Source organism: Peribacillus cavernae, assembly GCF_003989135.1.
GTDB classification, from domain to species: domain Bacteria; phylum Bacillota; class Bacilli; order Bacillales; family DSM-1321; genus Peribacillus; species Peribacillus cavernae.
Map to the genome: position 1 here is coordinate 25719 of NZ_RYZZ01000045.1, position 17889 is coordinate 43607.

At 40.6% G+C, this 17889-nt stretch carries 19 protein-coding genes; 2 read left to right on the forward strand and 17 right to left on the reverse strand.

Translation table 11 applies throughout. The annotated features are described in order from the left end of the window. Positions 1-181 precede the first annotated feature (181 nt). The 8 genes from ELQ35_RS21030 to ELQ35_RS21065 all read right to left on the reverse strand — a co-directional run bounded on the left by ELQ35_RS21030 (position 182) and on the right by ELQ35_RS21065 (position 8728). Complete coding sequence (locus tag ELQ35_RS21030) at positions 182-1507, reverse strand: short-chain fatty acid transporter (protein ID WP_126867138.1); 1326 nt, start codon at positions 1505-1507, stop codon at positions 182-184. A 109-nt stretch (positions 1508-1616) separates the two neighbouring features. Continuing rightward, positions 1617-2267 (reverse strand): 3-oxoacid CoA-transferase subunit B, encoded by a 651-nt coding sequence (locus ELQ35_RS21035; RefSeq protein ID WP_126867139.1) that lies wholly within the window; start codon positions 2265-2267, stop codon positions 1617-1619. A gap of 15 nt (positions 2268-2282) precedes the next feature. Then, positions 2283-2978 (reverse strand): CoA transferase subunit A, encoded by a 696-nt coding sequence (locus ELQ35_RS21040; protein ID WP_126867140.1) that lies wholly within the window; start codon positions 2976-2978, stop codon positions 2283-2285. A 169-nt stretch (positions 2979-3147) separates the two neighbouring features. Then, a complete protein-coding gene (locus ELQ35_RS21045; RefSeq protein ID WP_126867141.1) occupies positions 3148-4539 on the reverse strand; it encodes a GntP family permease in 1392 nt (463 codons plus the stop codon). 615 nt (positions 4540-5154) lie between these two features. After that, entirely contained in the window at positions 5155-6243 is a 1089-nt protein-coding gene (locus tag ELQ35_RS21050; protein ID WP_246026168.1) for a sigma-54 interaction domain-containing protein, read from the reverse strand. 2 nt (positions 6244-6245) lie between these two features. Further along, positions 6246-6536, reverse strand: a complete 291-nt coding sequence (locus ELQ35_RS21055; protein ID WP_126867143.1) for a hypothetical protein — start codon at positions 6534-6536, stop codon at positions 6246-6248. 74 nt (positions 6537-6610) lie between these two features. Continuing rightward, positions 6611-7789 carry an acetyl-CoA C-acetyltransferase gene (locus ELQ35_RS21060; RefSeq protein WP_126867144.1) on the reverse strand — a complete coding sequence of 393 codons (1179 nt, stop codon included), beginning with the start codon at positions 7787-7789 and terminating at the stop codon, positions 6611-6613. Then, the gene (locus tag ELQ35_RS21065; RefSeq protein ID WP_126867145.1) at positions 7790-8728 is read right to left on the reverse strand and encodes a 3-hydroxyacyl-CoA dehydrogenase family protein; all 939 of its coding nucleotides are present in this window, start codon (positions 8726-8728) and stop codon (positions 7790-7792) included. Positions 8729-9014: 286 nt separating this feature from the next. Between ELQ35_RS21065 and ELQ35_RS21070 the strand changes: the two genes are divergently transcribed. Continuing rightward, positions 9015-9791 (forward strand): 3-hydroxybutyrate dehydrogenase, encoded by a 777-nt coding sequence (locus ELQ35_RS21070; protein ID WP_126867146.1) that lies wholly within the window; start codon positions 9015-9017, stop codon positions 9789-9791. 154 nt (positions 9792-9945) lie between these two features. Here the strand turns inward: ELQ35_RS21070 and ELQ35_RS21075 are convergent, their stop codons facing one another. From ELQ35_RS21075 to fabL, 8 genes are all read right to left on the reverse strand, one after another. Continuing rightward, on the reverse strand, positions 9946-11694 hold the full coding sequence (locus ELQ35_RS21075; protein ID WP_126867147.1) for an ABC transporter ATP-binding protein: 1749 nt from the start codon (positions 11692-11694) through the stop codon (positions 9946-9948). Between the two features lie 116 nt (positions 11695-11810). Then, entirely contained in the window at positions 11811-12338 is a 528-nt protein-coding gene (ntdP, locus tag ELQ35_RS21080; protein WP_126867148.1) for a nucleoside tri-diphosphate phosphatase, read from the reverse strand. 303 nt (positions 12339-12641) lie between these two features. Further along, positions 12642-12896 carry a YgaB family protein gene (locus ELQ35_RS21085; RefSeq protein WP_126867149.1) on the reverse strand — a complete coding sequence of 85 codons (255 nt, stop codon included), beginning with the start codon at positions 12894-12896 and terminating at the stop codon, positions 12642-12644. Positions 12897-13410: 514 nt separating this feature from the next. Next, positions 13411-13998 carry an ATPase gene (locus ELQ35_RS21090; RefSeq protein WP_126867150.1) on the reverse strand — a complete coding sequence of 196 codons (588 nt, stop codon included), beginning with the start codon at positions 13996-13998 and terminating at the stop codon, positions 13411-13413. Continuing rightward, a complete protein-coding gene (locus ELQ35_RS21095; protein ID WP_126867151.1) occupies positions 13991-14197 on the reverse strand; it encodes a hypothetical protein in 207 nt (68 codons plus the stop codon). The genes ELQ35_RS21090 and ELQ35_RS21095 overlap by 8 nt, the downstream gene beginning before the upstream one ends. A gap of 150 nt (positions 14198-14347) precedes the next feature. After that, complete coding sequence (tnpA, locus tag ELQ35_RS21100; protein WP_221884994.1) at positions 14348-14590, reverse strand: IS200/IS605 family transposase; 243 nt, start codon at positions 14588-14590, stop codon at positions 14348-14350. Positions 14591-14978: 388 nt separating this feature from the next. Beyond that, positions 14979-15272: a gamma-type small acid-soluble spore protein gene (locus ELQ35_RS21105; RefSeq protein ID WP_126867152.1), complete on the reverse strand. Its 294-nt coding sequence runs from the start codon at positions 15270-15272 to the stop codon at positions 14979-14981. Positions 15273-15351: 79 nt separating this feature from the next. After that, positions 15352-16101 carry an enoyl-[acyl-carrier-protein] reductase FabL gene (gene fabL / locus ELQ35_RS21110; protein WP_126867153.1) on the reverse strand — a complete coding sequence of 250 codons (750 nt, stop codon included), beginning with the start codon at positions 16099-16101 and terminating at the stop codon, positions 15352-15354. Between the two features lie 151 nt (positions 16102-16252). Here fabL and ELQ35_RS21115 point away from each other — a divergent pair, with 151 nt between their 5' ends. Beyond that, positions 16253-16477, forward strand: coding sequence for a hypothetical protein (locus ELQ35_RS21115; protein ID WP_126867154.1), 225 nt, complete (start codon positions 16253-16255; stop codon positions 16475-16477). A 146-nt stretch (positions 16478-16623) separates the two neighbouring features. Here ELQ35_RS21115 and mutY read toward each other — a convergent pair whose 3' ends face one another. Beyond that, positions 16624-17745, reverse strand: a complete 1122-nt coding sequence (mutY, locus tag ELQ35_RS21120) for an A/G-specific adenine glycosylase (protein WP_126867155.1) — start codon at positions 17743-17745, stop codon at positions 16624-16626. Positions 17746-17889 lie beyond the last annotated feature (144 nt).

The window sequence follows — 17889 nt, forward strand, 5'->3', positions numbered from 1 at the left end:
TTAACATTTTTACATAGCAAAATGATTCTTATTCCAAACAATCATTCAAAAGCTAATAGACATCCTTTTGTTTACCCTTCCCTATTGACTCTTACCCTATAGGCTATACCCATGTCAGACACACAAAAAAAAAGACCTCAACATAATCGTTGAAGCCTGGATAAAGTGAAAATAAATCGTATCATAAGAAATAAAAGACTGCAGAAATAAAGAACCCTGTTATAAACATGATTATCAAACCATAGCCCATGATATCCTTTGCTTTCAGACCTGCAATTGCTAAAGCTGGCAATGCATAAAACGGTTGAATCATATTCGTCCAGGCATCTCCCCATGCAACAGCCATCGCTGTTTTTGATAAGGAAACCCCCAGATTTTGCGCAGCCTCCAACATAACAGGAGCTTGGACTGCCCACTGTCCTCCGCCTGAAGGGACGAAGAAGTTTACAAGACCTGCACTCCATAACGTAAACATGTGAAATGTATTCTCATTTGAAAAAGATATAAACGCATTGGATAATACCCCAACTAGTCCTGAAGCCGTTACAATACCCATTAACCCCGCGTAAAATGGAAACTGAATAATAATTCCGCTTGCACTTTTTACTGAACTTGTAACTGCTTCCAAAAATAGCTTTGGTGTTTTATGCAATATTATTCCAATAAAGAGGAATAGAAAATTAACAATATTAAGATTAATAGAAAGTCCGTTAGTAACGAGATAATATCCTAAAAAAGAAAGACCTAATAAACCAATAAGCACGGACAGTATTTTACTGTTTTCCAAACGATCAGCGGGTGTCATTTCACTTTGCTCTACTGTGCCTGATTGCATAACATCCGCTTCTTCTAATAGATTGCGATCAATTATAAAGGCTTGTTCTTTTGGCGGCATCATTAGTCGGTTGATAATAGGAACTAAAATAATTAGTCCGATAACAAGGACTAAATTCAATGTTGAAAAAAGAGTTTCACTTGTTGGAACAACACCTATAAGATTTTCTGTAAAGTGACCTGGAGTGGCAATGGTTAATGCGATGGATGAAGAAAGCCCCCCACTCCATATAATAAACCCACTATAAGCACTTGCAATTAACAATCGATAGTCCACACCATCTACCTTTTTAGCAATTTCTCTTGCAAACAACGCTCCAATAATTAGACCAAATCCCCAGTTGATCCAGCATGCAATCAGAGCCACAAGGGTAACAAGGATAATCGCTTGACCCGGTGACTTTGGTACATTGGCTAAGTTTCCCAATAATTTTTTAAAAAATGGACTACTCGCCATAACATGTCCTGTTACCACAATAAAAATCATTTGCATGGAAAATTCTAACAGGTTCCAGAAACCGTCTCCCCAGTATCCTAAGATTTGAACAGGTGTGCTGTCTGTCAAAAACATGGCAAGTCCGATCACAAAAAAAGTAAGCACAATTACAAGTATAAATGGGTCAGGCATATACCTTTGCATCAGTCTATTTGAAAATGAAATTATTGCCTTCACATCGATTCCTCCTAAAGTTTTCATAGACACTCGTAGAATCAGAGAGTCGGCGTTCGACTCTCTGATTTATATATGTTCAACTTAACGGAATCTTGGTGTGGGATCTGTATTAATCCAACTGTTTCAAGGATTCGCTCACCGTAAAATCCGCTTCCGTTTTCTCTTTTACTTCATCTAGTGCTACTCCATTTTGCAGTTCAACCAATTCCATTCCTGCGTCGGTAAAATGAAAAACAGCCAGGTCCGTGATCAGGCAATGAACGACACCTTGACCTGTTAAAGGAAGAGTACAATTCTTCTTCACCTTGGATTCACCGTGTTTGTTCACATGATCCATGATTACGACAATTCGTTTAGCACCTTGCACTAAATCCATGGCACCGCCCATTCCTTTTACCATTTTCCCGGGAATCATCCAGTTTGCCAGGTCTCCATTTCCGGAAACCTCCATACCACCAAGGATGGCAAGATCAATATGCCCGCCACGAATCATCGAAAATGATTCAGCGCTGTCAAAATAGGAAGCGCCTGCTTTTGCCGTTACCGTTTCTTTTCCTGCGTTAATCAAATCAGGATCCACTTCGGTCTCTTTCGGGTAGGCACCAATTCCAAGCAATCCATTTTCAGATTGAAGCATTACATCAACATCTTCCGGAATCATATTGGCGATTAAGGTCGGCATCCCGATTCCTAGGTTTACACACATCCCATCTTGGATTTCTTTTACAGCGCGTTCTAGAATTAGTTTTCTTCCAGTCATAAAAAACCCTCCCCTTTATGAGTTAGCTGTTGTAAGCTTTTCAATTCGTTTCTGATAATTTTCTCCAACGAAAACCTTTTGAACGTACACGCCAGATGTATGGATTCCATCTGGGTCCAGCTCACCAATGCCTACTATTTCTTCCACCTCAGCAATTGTAATTTTTCCAGCTGTAGCTATTACAGGGTTAAAGTTCCGTGCTGTTTTCCTGAAAACAAGATTGCCAAAAGGATCGGCTTTCCATGCTTTTACAAACGCGTAATCCCCAACAATTCCTTTTTCCATAATATACGTTTTTCCATCAAATTCTTTATGCTCTTTTCCTTCAGCCACTTCTGTCCCCACCCCTGTAGCTGTATAAAAAGCCGGAATTCCTGCGCCCCCTGCTCGTAAGCGTTCAGCAAGTGTACCCTGAGGAACAAGCTCAACCTCAAGTTCGCCGCTTAAAAATTGTTGTTCAAACCGTTTATTTTCTCCCACATAGGAAGCGACCATTTTTTTAATTTGTCTATTTTCCAGAAGCAGACCTAATCCCCAGTCATCAACCCCGCAATTGTTACTGACAACCGTTAAATCCTTAACTCCTTTATCACGCAAACTGCTAATCAGCTTTTCTGGAATTCCACATAATCCAAAGCCGCCAGCAACGATTGTTGCACCATCCTCAATTTGTTGAACTACTTCGTCTAATGATGATATGACTTTTCCCATTTTTCCATCTCCATTCTTGTTCTGTACATATTTTTAGATAAGGTGAAACTTCCATCAGTGGGGTTTTCACTGATAGTTAGTTGAACCAATCGGGGCTTTACTGGCTGTTTATCCCCCACCTCTTTTTCCTGAATCCCACATAAAAATTGAGGTGCGATATTACAGCCTGTTAGGCCGGGATAAATAGTGAAGCAGCAAAAGCAAGAAGGAATACTGCCGCAGTTTTCAAGATCGTAATCACAAAAATATCTTTATAAGATTGGCGATGTGTCAGCCCTGTAATTGCAAGCAAAGTGATTACTGCTCCGTTATGTGGAAGCGTATCCATACCGCCGGACGCCATTGAAGCAATCCGGTGAAGCATTTCAGGAGTAATGCCGACATTTTGTGCTATCTGCAAATAATGACTTCCCATTACTTCCAATGCGATCGACAGCCCGCCGGAAGCCGAGCCGGTAATACCCGCAAGAACGTTTACAGCAATCGCTTCGGAAACGAGCGGGTTGCTGCTGGCATTGAACACCGAGTCTTGAATCGCTTTAAAGCCAGGCAATGTCTTCACAACATTCCCAAATCCAACTTCAGATGCCGTGTTGAAAATGGCAAGTAACGAACCCATAGCAGCTGCTGTTAATCCGCTTGCAAGCTTCACTTTAATGCGGCCAACATTGAGAAGCATCGCTGCGAGAATTCCAATCGTCAGTGCACAAATTAATGACCAAGAAGATGTCACTGTACTTACATCTGCAATATTAAATAAGTCCGTTAATTCGGTCTGAGCGTACCAACTCTTAACAGAGAACCCGCTGCGGCTAAACAAATAGTTAAATAGGATGACCAGTACAAGCGGCACAATCGACAGCCAAAAGTTTGGAAGCGTTGCAATGTCGACACTTTCCGGTTCATTACTATGACCTGTTCCGTATCCTTCACCTTTAGCCAATGCCTGCTTACGACGGCGCTCCAGCCAGATCATCCCTCCTGCGAAAACGAAGATTGCACCGAGAATTCCGATTAATGGAGCTGCATAAGCATCTGTTCCAAAGTAATTCGTAGGAATGATATTTTGAATTTGCGGCGTTCCAGGAAGTGCATCCATCGTATAGGTAAAAGCACCAAGTGCGATTGTTCCTGGAATCAGACGTTTAGGAATATCTGCTTCTTTAAAAATTGCAGCTGCAAATGGATAAACAGCGAACGCAACTACAAACAAGGAAACCCCGCCATATGTCAACGCAGAACAAGCTAACACAACAGCTAGGATTGCCCGCTTTGTACCCAATTTGTTTACAATGGTTTGAGCAATCGATGCTGCTGCACCGCTCATCTCCATCACTTTCCCGAAAATGGCTCCTAATAAAAAGATTGGGAAAAATGATTTTATATAGTTTGCTGCATTTGTCATATATGTTTCCGTATAGCTCGGCAGCAAAAGACCTCCAGATAAAACAACAGCCAGCAATGTAACAAGCGGCGCGATAATAATGACCGGATAACCCCGGTATGCTAAAAACATCAATAAACCAAGTGCCAGTACGATGGCAAAAACTTGTAATGCCAATCTAATTCCCCCTTTGTTTCTCTAAAACATCCCTATCCCCCAAAAGCTTCAACTAATCAAGCAATTCATGATTCTTTAAACTAGCTTTCCCTGTTCAAACCTGCCTTCCCCAAGTCACGGTTGAATAGGGATGTTACAAAAATTATGAATCGTTCTGCTCCCCTCACTATCGCAAGCGCTTACAATATTTACACTATCGACATGCTTGCAAAACTATTTATCTAGCAGATAAACCATTCTACCTTTTTACTATGCAAATCTTGTGCCAAGTCTAAAATAACCCAACCATATGTGGACGTAATTCCTTAAAATAATTTTTTTTATTTTAAAATCGCTTTTTATTGAAAAGAATACTCAATCAACAAGGAAACATACCCTTTCATAGAAAATAAATCGAAGTAACTGTTCAGATTTTTCGACATTAAGAAAGCGCTAACAAAAAAGACTGTACGGTTACCCTTACATAATGACTATTTCCTCGTTTTTTTATGTAAGGATTTCCTGACACACCTTCATTTTTTTAAAAAAGACTATATCCACATAAAAAACTTCGCAACTTTCTACAACCTGATAAAGGGTTGGAAGTACGAGATCTTCTTCCTGAGACAACCATTTCTAAGATAACAATCCATATTTATTCATTTTTTCATAAAGGGTAGTACGACTGACGCCCAATTGCTTAGCCGTTTCGGATTTATTTCCTTGCGTCATTCCTAAACAGGCTAAAATCGTATTCCTTTCTGTCTCTTCCATCACTTCAGCTAATGAACGAACCGGAGTCATTTGTTTATGACCGGTTATTTCCTCAAGAAGATGTTCAGACGTGATAACTTCTCCCTCATCTCCGATATTTAAAGCACGTTCAATGATATTCTCTAACTCTCGTATATTCCCCGGCCACGAATAAATGGTAAGTAAACGCAATGCATGATCGTTTATCCCTTTCACTTGTTTTTTCATGATCTGCTGGTACTTATCCATAAAATGGTGTACTAGAATTTTAATATCCTCTTTTCGTTCTTTCAAAGGTGGAACAGTGATTTCCATAACCTTTAAACGGTAATATAGATCAAGTCTAAACTCGCCTTTACGAACCATTTCTTCTAAATTACGATTTGTGGCAGCGATTACCCTCACATCGATCGGAGTGCTGCCTGCAGCTCCTACACGTTCAATCTCTTTTTCTTGTAAAACACGCAATAATTTTACCTGCATATGCATAGGCAATTCCCCTATTTCATCAAGAAAAATGGTTCCGCCGTCTGCCGCTTCGAATTTCCCTGCTTTTCCGCCTTTCTTTGCACCTGTGAAGGAACCCTCTTCATATCCAAAAAGCTCCGACTCCAGCAACTCTGCAGGTATTGCAGCACAGTTTACCTTGACAAAAACACCCATCGCACGGCTGCTATCATTATGGATGGAATGAGCAAACAACTCTTTACCTGTTCCGCTTTCTCCTAATAACAATACGTTAGAGTCACTTTTTGCTGCTTTTCTCGCTCGATTTTTCACCTCTATAAAAGCCGGGCTTTTCCCCATCAAATGATCAAACGTATAAGAAGCCTTGTTTCTTTCCCGAAAATCCCCTTTATACTTTTTTAACTCAACTTCCAGGGATTTTACTCGTTTAGATAAAGCAGTAAACTGCCCAACATTTTTAAATAAAATTTTCCCGACTGCCCCTACAATTTTTCCTTGTTTCAACATCATAACAAGAGGTAAAGCTGGTAGCCCTCTTCCAAAACCTTGATAAATTCTTTTCTGACGATACCATGATTCCCGTTTAACTGGATTGGCGTATTCACTCCAGGAGTGAGATCTTTTCTGATAATCATCGACATTTGAAGATCTCGTTGATTTTCTGAAAGAGACTCGGACAATACACGGCTGCACAGAACGATATCGCTTTCATTTCTGGTTACTAACACTCCAAATGGTAGTTTTTCCAATATCGCTTTCAGGATTGCTAATTGAATAGTTTGATCATTAATAGCCATACCCATTCTCCTTAGTTATTTCTAAGTTGTTCCACTCATTATAACATAGAGAAAAGAAGGAGAAACGGCTGGGATCAATGTCTCTCTACAATTAATGACGTTCCTTGTCCGCCGCCAATACATAAGGTAGCAAGTCCTCTTTTGGATCCTGTACGCTTCATTTCATATAGTAAAGTTACTAAAATACGCGCACCAGTTGCTCCTACTGGATGACCTAGTGCAATCCCACCACCATTCACATTCACTTTATTTTTGTCCAATTCCAGGTCCTTAAGTACTGCGAGGGACTGTGCTGCGAAAGCTTCATTCAGTTCATATAAATCAATATCATCCACCGTTAGATTTGCTTTTGCTAATGCTTTTCTTACTGCTGGTACAGGCCCGTATCCCATTATTTTGGGATCAAGTGCCGCGTTCGCATAAGACGCAACGGTTGCGATAATTTCAAGGCCAAGCTCCTCCGCTTTTTCTTTTGCCATCAACACAAGCATCGCACCGCCATCATTGATTCCAGATGCATTTCCTGCTGTTACTGTACCACCTTCTTTAAATGCAGGGCGCAGCTTGGCAAGCTGTTCGATCGTCGAACCGTGGCGTGGATGCTCATCTTGATCTACCACAACCGTTTTGCCTCTCTTAGTTAATTCAACCGGTGCAATTTCCTCATCAAAACGTCCTGCAAGCTGTGCCTTTTCTGCCTTCCGTTGGCTATTCAGTGCAAATTCATCCTGCATTTCACGGCTAATCTTCCATTGTTCGGCAATATTTTCCGCTGTTACTCCCATATGATAGTCATTAAAGACATCCGTCAATGCGTCATGAATCATGGAATCGATGACTTGTGCATTCCCCATTTTCTGTCCAAACCGGTAATTAGGAAGTACATATGGAGCATTGCTCATGCTTTCTATGCCCCCTGCAAGAATCACATCAGCATCTCCAAGCGCGATAAACTGTGCCCCCATAATAACCGTACGAAGCCCGGAACCACAAAGCTTATTTACAGTCAAAGCTGGGGTTGTTTCCGGTAACCCAGCATGAATAGCTACTTGACGGGCAACATTTTGTCCTAAACCCGCTGATAAAATATTCCCTATTAATACCTCATCAATTATCTCGGGTGATATATTTGCTCGTTTGATTGCTTCCTTAGCCGCGACAACCCCTAAATCCACTGCTGATACACTGGCAAGACTGCCTCCAAACGAACCAACTGGTGTTCTTGCTGCTCCTACAATCACTACTTCTCTCATTTATACTTCCTCCCTTTTAATTCTTCCAAGTTGAATATAATGACGATCTCTTTCATTCAATTTCTGGGAAACAGAAATAGTTTCATAGTTATAGATCCCTTCACCTGATTTGGTTCCCAGCTTACCTTGCTCGACAAAATCGCGAATGAGAGCAGGCGCCTCGATGCTTTGATCTAAATCTGGTGCGACATTATCAAACACTCTTTTCCATGTATCAAGTCCGCCAAAGTCTGCAATTTCTATCGGTCCAGTGAATGCCCAGCGAAAACCCGGACCAGCGGTTACGGCCGTATCAATATCCTCAGCACTCGCTACACCTTCTTTTAACAAATAAAAAGCTTCTCTCATCAAAGCCGTCTGAAGCCGATTCGCAACAAATCCTGGTATCTCTTTTTTTAACAGAGTAGGAGACTTACCGATGCTTCGAATCAGATCAAGTGTCTCCTCAACAACTTCCGGTTTTGTAAGATCATGCTTCACAATTTCAACCAAAGGAACGAGATGAGCTGGATTAAAGAAATGGGTGATTATCATCCTCTGCGCAATAGGAGTTTTTTCAGCTAAGCGAGAAATCGGAAAGGTTGACGTATTAGAAGCAAGAACGGCCTCTTGTTTCATCAGCCTCTCTAATTCTTGATAAAGTCTCCACTTCATCTCGATCACTTCTGGAATGGCCTCGACGATAAAATCAGCCTCTCGAACTGCCTTCGCCAAATCACACGTGTAAGTAATAGCAGAATGAGCGTTCTGCTTCTCTTGTTCCGTTAACACGCCTTCTTTTTCCAGCAATGATAGATTATCGGAAATCAATCCCTCTGCTCTCGATAAATATTCTGGCTTAATATCATTGACCACCACAGAATATCCACCGACCGCAAAGGATTGCGCAATGCCACTTCCCATCACGCCAGAGCCAATGACTGTAATTTGTTTGATCATTACAACTCCCCTTTCTAGAAATAGTGTGTTCACGATTATTGCATGCAAAAGTCATGCCAAAACTGAGAATTATAAGAACTTTAATAAAGTTCTTTAAGAATTTTAAGAATTATGGTACACTTTTTTTTAATAACCTACCCCCCATCAATTAAAGAATAAACCTTCCCTGAATTTTAAAACATAATTAGCTTTCTTTCCCTAATTTTAAATTTTTTGTATATATATGTTTAGCATTGTTCATTTCCTAGCAGAAAACCATTACATTTTTTTATTGGAGGAATGTAAAATGGTTAAACATAAAGTAGCAATCATTACTGGATCAGCAAGAGGAATCGGCTTTGAAATTGGGAAAGTATTTGCTGAAAACGGTGCAAAAGTAGTACTATCCGATCTTAATGAACAAACTGTTGAGGAGTCTGCTGAAGAACTTCGAAACAATGGTTTAGACGTCATCGGTCTTAAAGCCGACGTAACAAAAGAAGAAGACATTATCCAGCTAATTGAACAAACAAAAAACAAATTTGGACGTGTCGATATTTTTATTAATAACGCCGGTCTCCAACATGTTTCTCCGATTGAAGAGTTCCCTACTGAAAAGTTCGAACTCATGATCAAAATTATGTTAACGGCTCCATTTATCGCCATCAAACATGTATTGCCGATAATGAAAGAACAAGGATTTGGAAGAATCATCAATGTTGCTTCCATCAACGGTCTGATTGGTTTTGCCAACAAAGCTGCCTATAACAGCGCTAAGCATGGTGTTATTGGTTTAACAAAAGTTGCAGCCCTAGAATGTGCTTCTTCAGGCATCACAGTTAATGCCCTTTGCCCAGGATACGTGGACACTCCACTTGTACGCGGACAGCTTGAAGACCTGTCAAGAACGAGACAAGTACCACTGGAAAGTGTCCTCGAAGATGTCATTTACCCATTGGTCCCACAAAAACGTTTGCTAGATGTCATTGAAATTGCTGATTATGCAATTTTCCTTGCAAGCGAAAAAGCCCGTGGCATTACAGGGCAGGCTGTCGTACTTGATGGTGGTTATACCGCACAATAAAGAAAAAAAAGCCCCGAACATTATCATATGTTCGGGGCTTTTTTAAAAGGATTGGGCTTTACGCGCCAGCTAGGCTTTCTGGGCACTCAAAATAAGAGGAACTGGAATTCTTAACAGATTTCCGGAACTTTTCTTTATTCTATTGATGATTGAATCAGGACTCCAGCAGCTGCACCTGGAATAATCGATAGTAATGCCCCTGTTTTCGCATCAATTCTTCATGCGTCCCCATTTCCGCAATTTCCCCATTCTCAATATGAACGATCCTGTCAGCGTGGGTGATCGTCGATAATCGGTGGGCTACGATGAAAGTCGTCCTGTCCCTCGCCAGTTTGTCGAGTGCTTCCTGAATGAGGTGTTCGCTCTCGAGATCCAGAGCAGATGTAGCTTCATCCATTACCAGGATAGGCGGATTCTTCAAAAACACCCGCGCTATCGCCACGCGCTGTTTTTGTCCTCCTGAAAGCTTAACTCCCCTTTCTCCCACTTTCGTATCATAGCCTTCTGGAAAACCCATAATAAAGTCGTGGGCATTTGCTGCCTTGGCTGCATTTATTGCATCTGCTTCCGAGGCATCCGGTTTACCCATTAGTATATTGGCCATTACAGATTCACTGAACAATATATTATCCTGAAGGACCATTCCAATCTTGTCCCTCAAACTGCGGACATTATATTCGCGAATATCGGTTCCATCCAGTAATATGCATCCCTCATTTACATCATAGAAACGGGGGATCAAACTTACGAGCGATGATTTACCGCCGCCGCTCATACCAACAAGTGCAATCGTTTCACCCTTTTGCACATTCAGATTGATATTCTTCAGAACGGCTTTCTCTTTTTCATCGTAAGCGAATGTAACCTTTTCAAAGCTGACATTTCCTTCAACATGCTTAAGTTCCGTAGCACCTGGCTTATCGTCAATGTCATATTTTTCATCAATAAACTCAAAGACCCTGTCCATCGAAGCCAGCGTCTGAGTCATTGTCGTCGACGAATTGACCAGCCTGCGCAGCGGATTATAAAGCCGGTCAATAAAGCCAATAAAGGCAGCCATCGTTCCTACCGTCATGTTGCCTTGAATGACCTCATAGCCGGCATAGCCGATCACAAGTAAAGGAGCAATGTCCGTGATGGTGTTTACAACGGCAAATGACTTTGCATTCCAGCTCGTATGCTCAAGCGCCTTATCCAGAAAGTTTCTATTTTGCTTATCAAACAGCTCCTGCTCATAGTCTTCAATCGCAAAACTTTTAATAACCGGCATCCCCTGGACACGTTCATGAAGATGGCTCTGGACATCTGCGAGCGCCTGTGAGCGGATCCTTGTAATGGCCCTTAGTTTTCCGAAAAAGTGTTTGACGGAAAACGCATAAAATGGCATTAATACTAACGATACAATTGTCAGGTTAATATCCATTGTAAACATCACAGCGATAGCAATAATAATCGTCGCGATATCGAGCCAAAGGTTCATCAATCCTGTAATCACAAAGTTCTTCGTTTGTTCCACATCGTTGATGACCCTCGAAATCACTTCACCGGCCCTGGTATTGGAATAATACTTAAAACTTAATTTTTGAATGTGTGTAAATAACTGATTACGAATATCATATATGATTTTGGTTCCTGTCCACTGGGCAAAATACTGGCGATAATATTCAATCGGTGGTCTCAAAACGACAAATATTACAAGCATGATGCCCATAACCCAATACAGCTTTTCTGTTTTTACTGCCGTTGAGATTTTGTCATTACCTACGATATCGTCCAATACGTATTTCGTTAAGATTGGAAGTAAAAGAGGGATGGCAAATTTAATTAAGCCAATAAAGACCGTCCCAATAATTTGCCATTTATACGGTTTAACAAACTGCAGATATCTCCTTATGCTGTCCACATAATTCCCCCGATTTTTCTGATGTGTTTTTTTATTGCTTAAAAATGGCCTAAACCCCGGCCTAGGGGCCAAACAAAAACCTGTTGATGTTCACAACAGGCCAGTCCTCTTACCTATTAACGATAGGTTAAAAAACGTTCATACCATGAATCAATGAATTCTGCAGAAAAAGGTCCCTTCCGCTGGCGAATCATATAAATTAAATAATCGACATTCCGTTTTAGAATTTTATCAATGACATCCGGGTAGTTCATTTCCTTTCGATGCCGTTCATATTCATCCTCATCCAATAAATTAAAGGTCATATCCGGAAACACCTTAATATCCAGGTCATAGTCAATGTACTTTAGTGCCTCGGTATCGCAGATGAACGGAGAACTTAGATTGCAATAATAATAAACGCCATCTTCTCTCAACATTCCAATTACATTGAACCAATATTTAGAATGAAAATAGCAGATAGCCGGCTCCCTGGTGATCCAGGTCCTTCCATCCGATTCAGTGACCATTGTCCGATCATTTGCCGCGATGACTAGATTCTGCGTCCCTTTTAATACGGTGGTTTCTTCCCAGACTCTATGGATGAGCCCATCATGTTTATAACTGTGGATTGGGATTTTTCCTCCTTCAGTGGGAATCCCCATGTTTTTTCTCCCCTACTTTCTCCTAGGACGACTGTTAAGTTAATAGATAATAGAACTTTAATTCGTTCAAGTACATAAAGCTTATCCAATTTCTCTTATATTCCTTTATTATAGCGATTTATAACAGAATTTAAAACAAAAGAGGTTAACCCGGCAGTGAAAATTTGCAAAAAAGCCCGTTTTTGCATGGAACCCTATCCAAAAAGTAGGAAGAATTCATTAACAATCAGACTTTTGCCTATCACTGGCCAGATTAACCATACATACGTTTTTTCTTTTACTGAGCACTTTGTTTTTTATCTTTCACAAAATCGCTGCCTGACCCTCCTGATAGTATCGAATGACTTCTTCTGTTTGCTGTTCAAATATATCCTGAATTCCAGACAGCTCTTTTTTCATCCTTATAATCTCTTCATTTATCGGCTCAATTTCGGTTTGTTCCTGCAAAGACCTCAGCTGTTGCTCAATCTCCTGGCATCTTTCAATTTCAGACTGCAAAAACAAAAGCTTGTCCATTGTTTTCAACTGTTCATTAATCAGCCTGTCAAATTCCTTCATCTACCCGCACCTCGCCAATGATTATTTTTTTATCATGGTCTATGTATTCTTCCTTGGTATCAATTATCCTTTGACTTATATTGTTGAGCGGGTGGAAGTTTTGTCGAATACTAAAAACTATACTCTTCAATCGAATGTTAAATGGTATACTCTTCCCTTCGTCGTACCTGTATATGTTAGATTTAATGATTGAGGCAAGCAATAAAGAGGAGATTTTTTGGAGTTCCATTGTCGTTGCTTTCTCTTCCTTATATCAGTAGCATTGCATAAAACCTAAAAAGAAAAGTCAAGTAATATATTTATAGCCCAATTTACCAACTATAAAACAAAGGTGGTCTAAGTTCTAAGTTCGGGAAATTATCATTCATAAAATCGTTTAAAAACATTTTCGCACCTCTAAATTTCTTTCATTGCACCCATCGTTCTTGAACTATTTGCACCTTTACTTGAGTAACGGCAACCGCCTTATGCAGCAATCGCATCCGTTTATTGAACAGGAAGTGTACATAAAAATTCATTTTAATTTTTTCCGGATAGGATCTACCCACTCAGGGATATTATCTGCTTCAAAAGTTACAGTTCCTTGCACCGATTCTAATATAAGTTCACCGTCCAAATTACTATTATCTAAAACTAACAGATTATCTATCAGTTCAAGATTATTAATAAGATTTTTCTTTGATTTAGTATGTCTTCTAAGAATATCTTCAGTCGGAATATGGTGACCTCCATTTTTAACACGTAAGGCTACTCGTTCAATATTCTGTCTTACATCCTCTAAACCAAGAAAAAACATTGTTATTTCAAATCCGCCTTTTTTAGCCGATTTCATTTGATTTATAGCAGTGTTTCCAGCAAGAGTCGTTTCAATTGAAAATGTATTGCCTTCCTTGATACACTCTTTAACCATTTTTATTGCTGATTTACCAGCTTCTAACCTTTTTGATTCTGGGTTTAACGGATCAATTCGCCGAGCGATACCATCAGGGTCAATATTAATTTCAACCCCTAACTTATCTATTAATAGGTTGCGAAATGTACTTTTTCCACTTTCGTTATTGCCCGCGAATACATACATTACCGAGTGATAATTTTCACTCATTTTCATCCTCCTGATCCATTGCGTTAAATGGTATTACTTCACCATTAGGATATTCTTTGACTAACCCATTCTTAGTTTTATAAACGATATATGTGTTATTTACTTTCGCATCAATTCTAGCACGTTCTCCTGTCATCTTCGCCCATTTATCCACCCAAGCAAATTTTCTTTCCTTCGGATTGTCGTCCTGTTCTAACATAATCGTTCACCACCTTTTTCTGCTTATTAATTAGTTTAATTTTACCACATTTGATTCATTACTTTTGAATAAAACATTACTCTGTTTCCTAATATTTTTCCTACAAGTTAATTTCAATGATTTTGCATTAACAGCTCAGTCTATCTTCTATTAAAGCACCCTTAAACGACCACCTGCTAGACTTAGTGGGCATGATAGCAATAAATGGATGTGATCTTTTCCTACACTTCCTTGTATGATCGAGATTCCCCTTGCTTCACAGCCCTGTCTGATTAACTCCCTTACTCTTACCGCAATCGGACCTCGTAAAACCTTATATCTATATTTTGTCACCCATATAACATGAAACTTGATGTCATATACTACATGACCACTTTTTTGGTAGCCGTCCATACTTTCACCTCACACTTCAAGTATGGACACATAAGTTCAAGGCTAAAAGCTTATACCGTCTAAAGACGGTGGAGTTGGACCACGCATTTATAAATTAAAAAAAGAAAAATCGAACCAGTAACGCATCAGAAGATACGCCTGGTTCGACCTCACTTTCATCCACCCCTAAAGGAGTGGGCTTTCTCGTTAGGGATATCTGTAAATTGAAGAGCTTGCCGTTCAACCTGAAGAATAGGATCTGGAAAAACTTCTTCAATCCCATTTGCGGTTCGAATCAATTTGATCAACTAACAAGGATGCAGCAAAATAATTCAACGTGAATGCATTCAACCAATCTGAGCTAGAATTCAACAAAAAAGACACCCTGTGAAGGATGCCTTATCGTGTGTTAGCGTTTTTTTTGCTCAGCTTGTTGGTTTTGTTTCTTTACTTCCTGAGCATTCGTTTGGCTAGCAAATTCAGTCCCGTATTGGCCTTGACCAGCTTGTCCAGCTTGACCTGACTGGCTTTTTCCTTGAGCAGCTTGTTGGTTTTGTTTCTTTACTTCCTGAGCATTCGTTTGGCTAGCGAATTCAGTTCCGTATTGGCCTTGACCAGCTTGACCAGATGAAGCTTGTTGGTTTTGTTGTCTTACTTGCTGGACGTTTGTTCCAGCTTGAGTTTGTTTGTTGTTGTTTGCCATTTAAATCACCTCCACGCTAATTAATGTAACCATTAACGGGAGGAGTATTCGATTTTTTTTAGTTAAAATTATCCAAAGGCTACATAAGCAAGGAACGGCCGCCATCGACAATTATCGTTTGGCCGCGAATCATGCTTGATTGCTCCGAAATCAAAAACATGATCGCATTGACCATATCTTCCATTTCAACAATTCTGCCGGCAGGTGTTTCTTTTGCCGCATCAGCAAGGAGGTCTTCACGATTTGGGAAATGTTTCAATGCCTCTGTATCAATCGCGCCTCCCGAAACGGCATTTACGCAAATGTTCTTTGGTGATAATTCCACAGCCAGATATCTTGTCAGTGCTTCTAAAGCCGCTTTTGAAACGCCGACTGAGGTGTAATTCTCGAGAACCCGGATCGATCCCAATGAGCTGATGCTTACCATCTTCCCGCCGCTGTTCTTTTCCATCAATTTTGCTGCTTCCTGTGCACAGAATAAGAAGGCTTTGCTATTGATGTCCATTGTCCAATTCCAGTGTGTTTCCTGTAGCTCCATTGCAGGGCGCAAAACCCCTGATGCTGCATTATTAACAAATACATCCAATCTGCCATAAAACTCTTCAATTTGTTCAAACATTCCCTTAATCTTAGGGACGTCCCCTACATTGGCTTTCACAATTAAAACCTTTCTGCCAAGCGCCTCGATCTCTTCAGCGACCTCCAAGGCCTTTGATTTGCTGCGGGCATAATTAATCACGAGGTCATACCCTTCCTCAGCAAGGCGCAAAGCAGTCTGCTTGCCAATTCCACGGCTCGAGCCGGTAACTAAAGCTACTTTCTGTGACATGTGTTTATTCATCCTTTCTTATCTGCATAAGTGCAACTACGCCTCTTTCTTCGCCTTTTACAGACTCGCCAATCGGCGAGTTTTCTTTATGGAAATACATGCATAAAGAACGTGCTTCTAATGAAAAATAATGAGAAAAGGAGTGTTAACTATGTATGTAGGCCGTGATATGACCGAATTATCAATTATATCCAAATCTGAATGGAAAAATAGTGAGCTTGCCTTTTTCCATCACTCCCTGCAACAAATGGTACCTTATTTGAATCAAGAAGGACAGACCATCCACCGCGAAATTGTCGAGGAAATTGAAACTCGCGGCGGTCTCGACAGGCAAAGTGCTGATTACACGCATGGAACTGAAGTAAGCTACGACTGAGAACAACGGATTGTCGAAAACTCCCATGCCCGTTATCCGATTGCGATTGAATAAAAGCGACGGTGCTTCCACACTGGGGCAAATACCCTCGAAACTACTGTTTTTTGCGAAGGGCGATGTATTTCATCGCTCCTTTTCCTGAGAAATCACAGCAATCTTTTTGTCCCGGATTTATAAGCTGCAAACATTTTTTGATGAGATACAGGAAAAGCATAATCCTCCATTTCCTTCTCGCTTACCCATCTTAACTTGCTGCTTTCCATCACGTCCTTATCAATCAAGGGAGCAAGCTTTCCCGAAAATGTGTCCACATTCCAAACCAGGTGTGAAAAAACGTGGTCGATCTTTGCAATAAACTCACCGACGGAAGGTTTTACTCCGAAATCAGCTTCGAACTGTTCCTGAAAAAAACTCCGCTTCGGCAAAAGCTGTGTATGGATTTCAAAGTTAGGGAATTCCCATAGATTAGCCAATAATCCTTTTGCTGCCCGTTTATGAATTAAAAACTCATCCTTCTCATTCGTGATGATCGCAGCCACTAGCTGAACGTCCCTGCTTTTTCTCGTTTGGTTCTTAACCGGCAGTTCCGCCTGAACCCCTTCCTGGAATGCAAAACAATGCTCCCGAACCGGGCATAACAAACATGCAGGCACCCCCGGTGTGCAGATTAGCGCTCCAAGCTCCATCAATGCCTGGTTAAAAAACGAAGGCTTAGCAGGATCGATCAACTCTCTTATAGCGTCTTCAAAAATTTTACGGGTTTTTGGCTTTGCGATGTCCTCCTTTATTAAAAGGATCCTTGATAGCACCCGCATTACATTTCCGTCCACCGCCGGCTCCGCTTTTCCGTAGGCAATGCTTAAAATGGCTCCTGCCGTATATGGCCCTACACCCTTTAGCTTTGAGATTTCTGCGGGTGTATCCGGCACAACCCCGTTATAGGTTTCCTGGACCTCTTTTACAGCACTGTGGAGATTGCGAACCCTTGAGTAGTATCCCAACCCTTCCCATGCTTTTAGAATCCTCTCTTCATCAGCTTCGGCAAACTCCTCAAGTGTAGGAAACCAGTCAATGAACCTGTTGAAATACGGGATAACCGTTTCCACTCTGGTTTGCTGCAGCATGATTTCAGATACCCATACCTTATAAGGGTCCTGATCCTTTCTCCATGGAAGGTCTCTTTGCTCTTTTTCAAACCAGGATATTAAATCGTTTCGGAAGCTTATACTATCGATTTTTGATAAATGTTGAATGTCATGATTTTTCATGGTTGCCCTCCGCGATGCTAAATTTATAGCAAAAGTGGGAATATATTAATACGTCTTAAACTTGGACGAAAGCTGAATTATTGTTTGAATCCGAATGTTTTAGGAAAAATATCTATACAACCATTACTGGCTGCCATAAAATAC

What these genes read in the sequence shown, in the direction of transcription:
- ELQ35_RS21035 (WP_126867139.1), bottom strand. Translation starts at nt 2,267, where the DNA reads ATGACTGGAAGAAAACTAATTCTAGAACGCGCTGTAAAAGAAATCCAA.
- ELQ35_RS21040 (WP_126867140.1), bottom strand. Translation starts at nt 2,978, where the DNA reads ATGGGAAAAGTCATATCATCATTAGACGAAGTAGTTCAACAAATTGAG.
- ELQ35_RS21055 (WP_126867143.1), bottom strand. Translation starts at nt 6,536, where the DNA reads ATGGCTATTAATGATCAAACTATTCAATTAGCAATCCTGAAAGCGATA.
- ELQ35_RS21060 (WP_126867144.1), bottom strand. Translation starts at nt 7,789, where the DNA reads ATGAGAGAAGTAGTGATTGTAGGAGCAGCAAGAACACCAGTTGGTTCG.
- ELQ35_RS21065 (WP_126867145.1), bottom strand. Translation starts at nt 8,728, where the DNA reads ATGATCAAACAAATTACAGTCATTGGCTCTGGCGTGATGGGAAGTGGC.
- ELQ35_RS21070 (WP_126867146.1), top strand. Translation starts at nt 9,015, where the DNA reads ATGGTTAAACATAAAGTAGCAATCATTACTGGATCAGCAAGAGGAATC.
- ntdP (WP_126867148.1), bottom strand. Translation starts at nt 12,338, where the DNA reads ATGGGGATTCCCACTGAAGGAGGAAAAATCCCAATCCACAGTTATAAA.
- ELQ35_RS21085 (WP_126867149.1), bottom strand. Translation starts at nt 12,896, where the DNA reads ATGAAGGAATTTGACAGGCTGATTAATGAACAGTTGAAAACAATGGAC.
- ELQ35_RS21090 (WP_126867150.1), bottom strand. Translation starts at nt 13,998, where the DNA reads ATGAGTGAAAATTATCACTCGGTAATGTATGTATTCGCGGGCAATAAC.
- ELQ35_RS21095 (WP_126867151.1), bottom strand. Translation starts at nt 14,197, where the DNA reads ATGTTAGAACAGGACGACAATCCGAAGGAAAGAAAATTTGCTTGGGTG.
- tnpA (WP_221884994.1), bottom strand. Translation starts at nt 14,590, where the DNA reads ATGGACGGCTACCAAAAAAGTGGTCATGTAGTATATGACATCAAGTTT.
- ELQ35_RS21105 (WP_126867152.1), bottom strand. Translation starts at nt 15,272, where the DNA reads ATGGCAAACAACAACAAACAAACTCAAGCTGGAACAAACGTCCAGCAA.
- fabL (WP_126867153.1), bottom strand. Translation starts at nt 16,101, where the DNA reads ATGTCACAGAAAGTAGCTTTAGTTACCGGCTCGAGCCGTGGAATTGGC.
- ELQ35_RS21115 (WP_126867154.1), top strand. Translation starts at nt 16,253, where the DNA reads ATGTATGTAGGCCGTGATATGACCGAATTATCAATTATATCCAAATCT.
- mutY (WP_126867155.1), bottom strand. Translation starts at nt 17,745, where the DNA reads ATGAAAAATCATGACATTCAACATTTATCAAAAATCGATAGTATAAGC.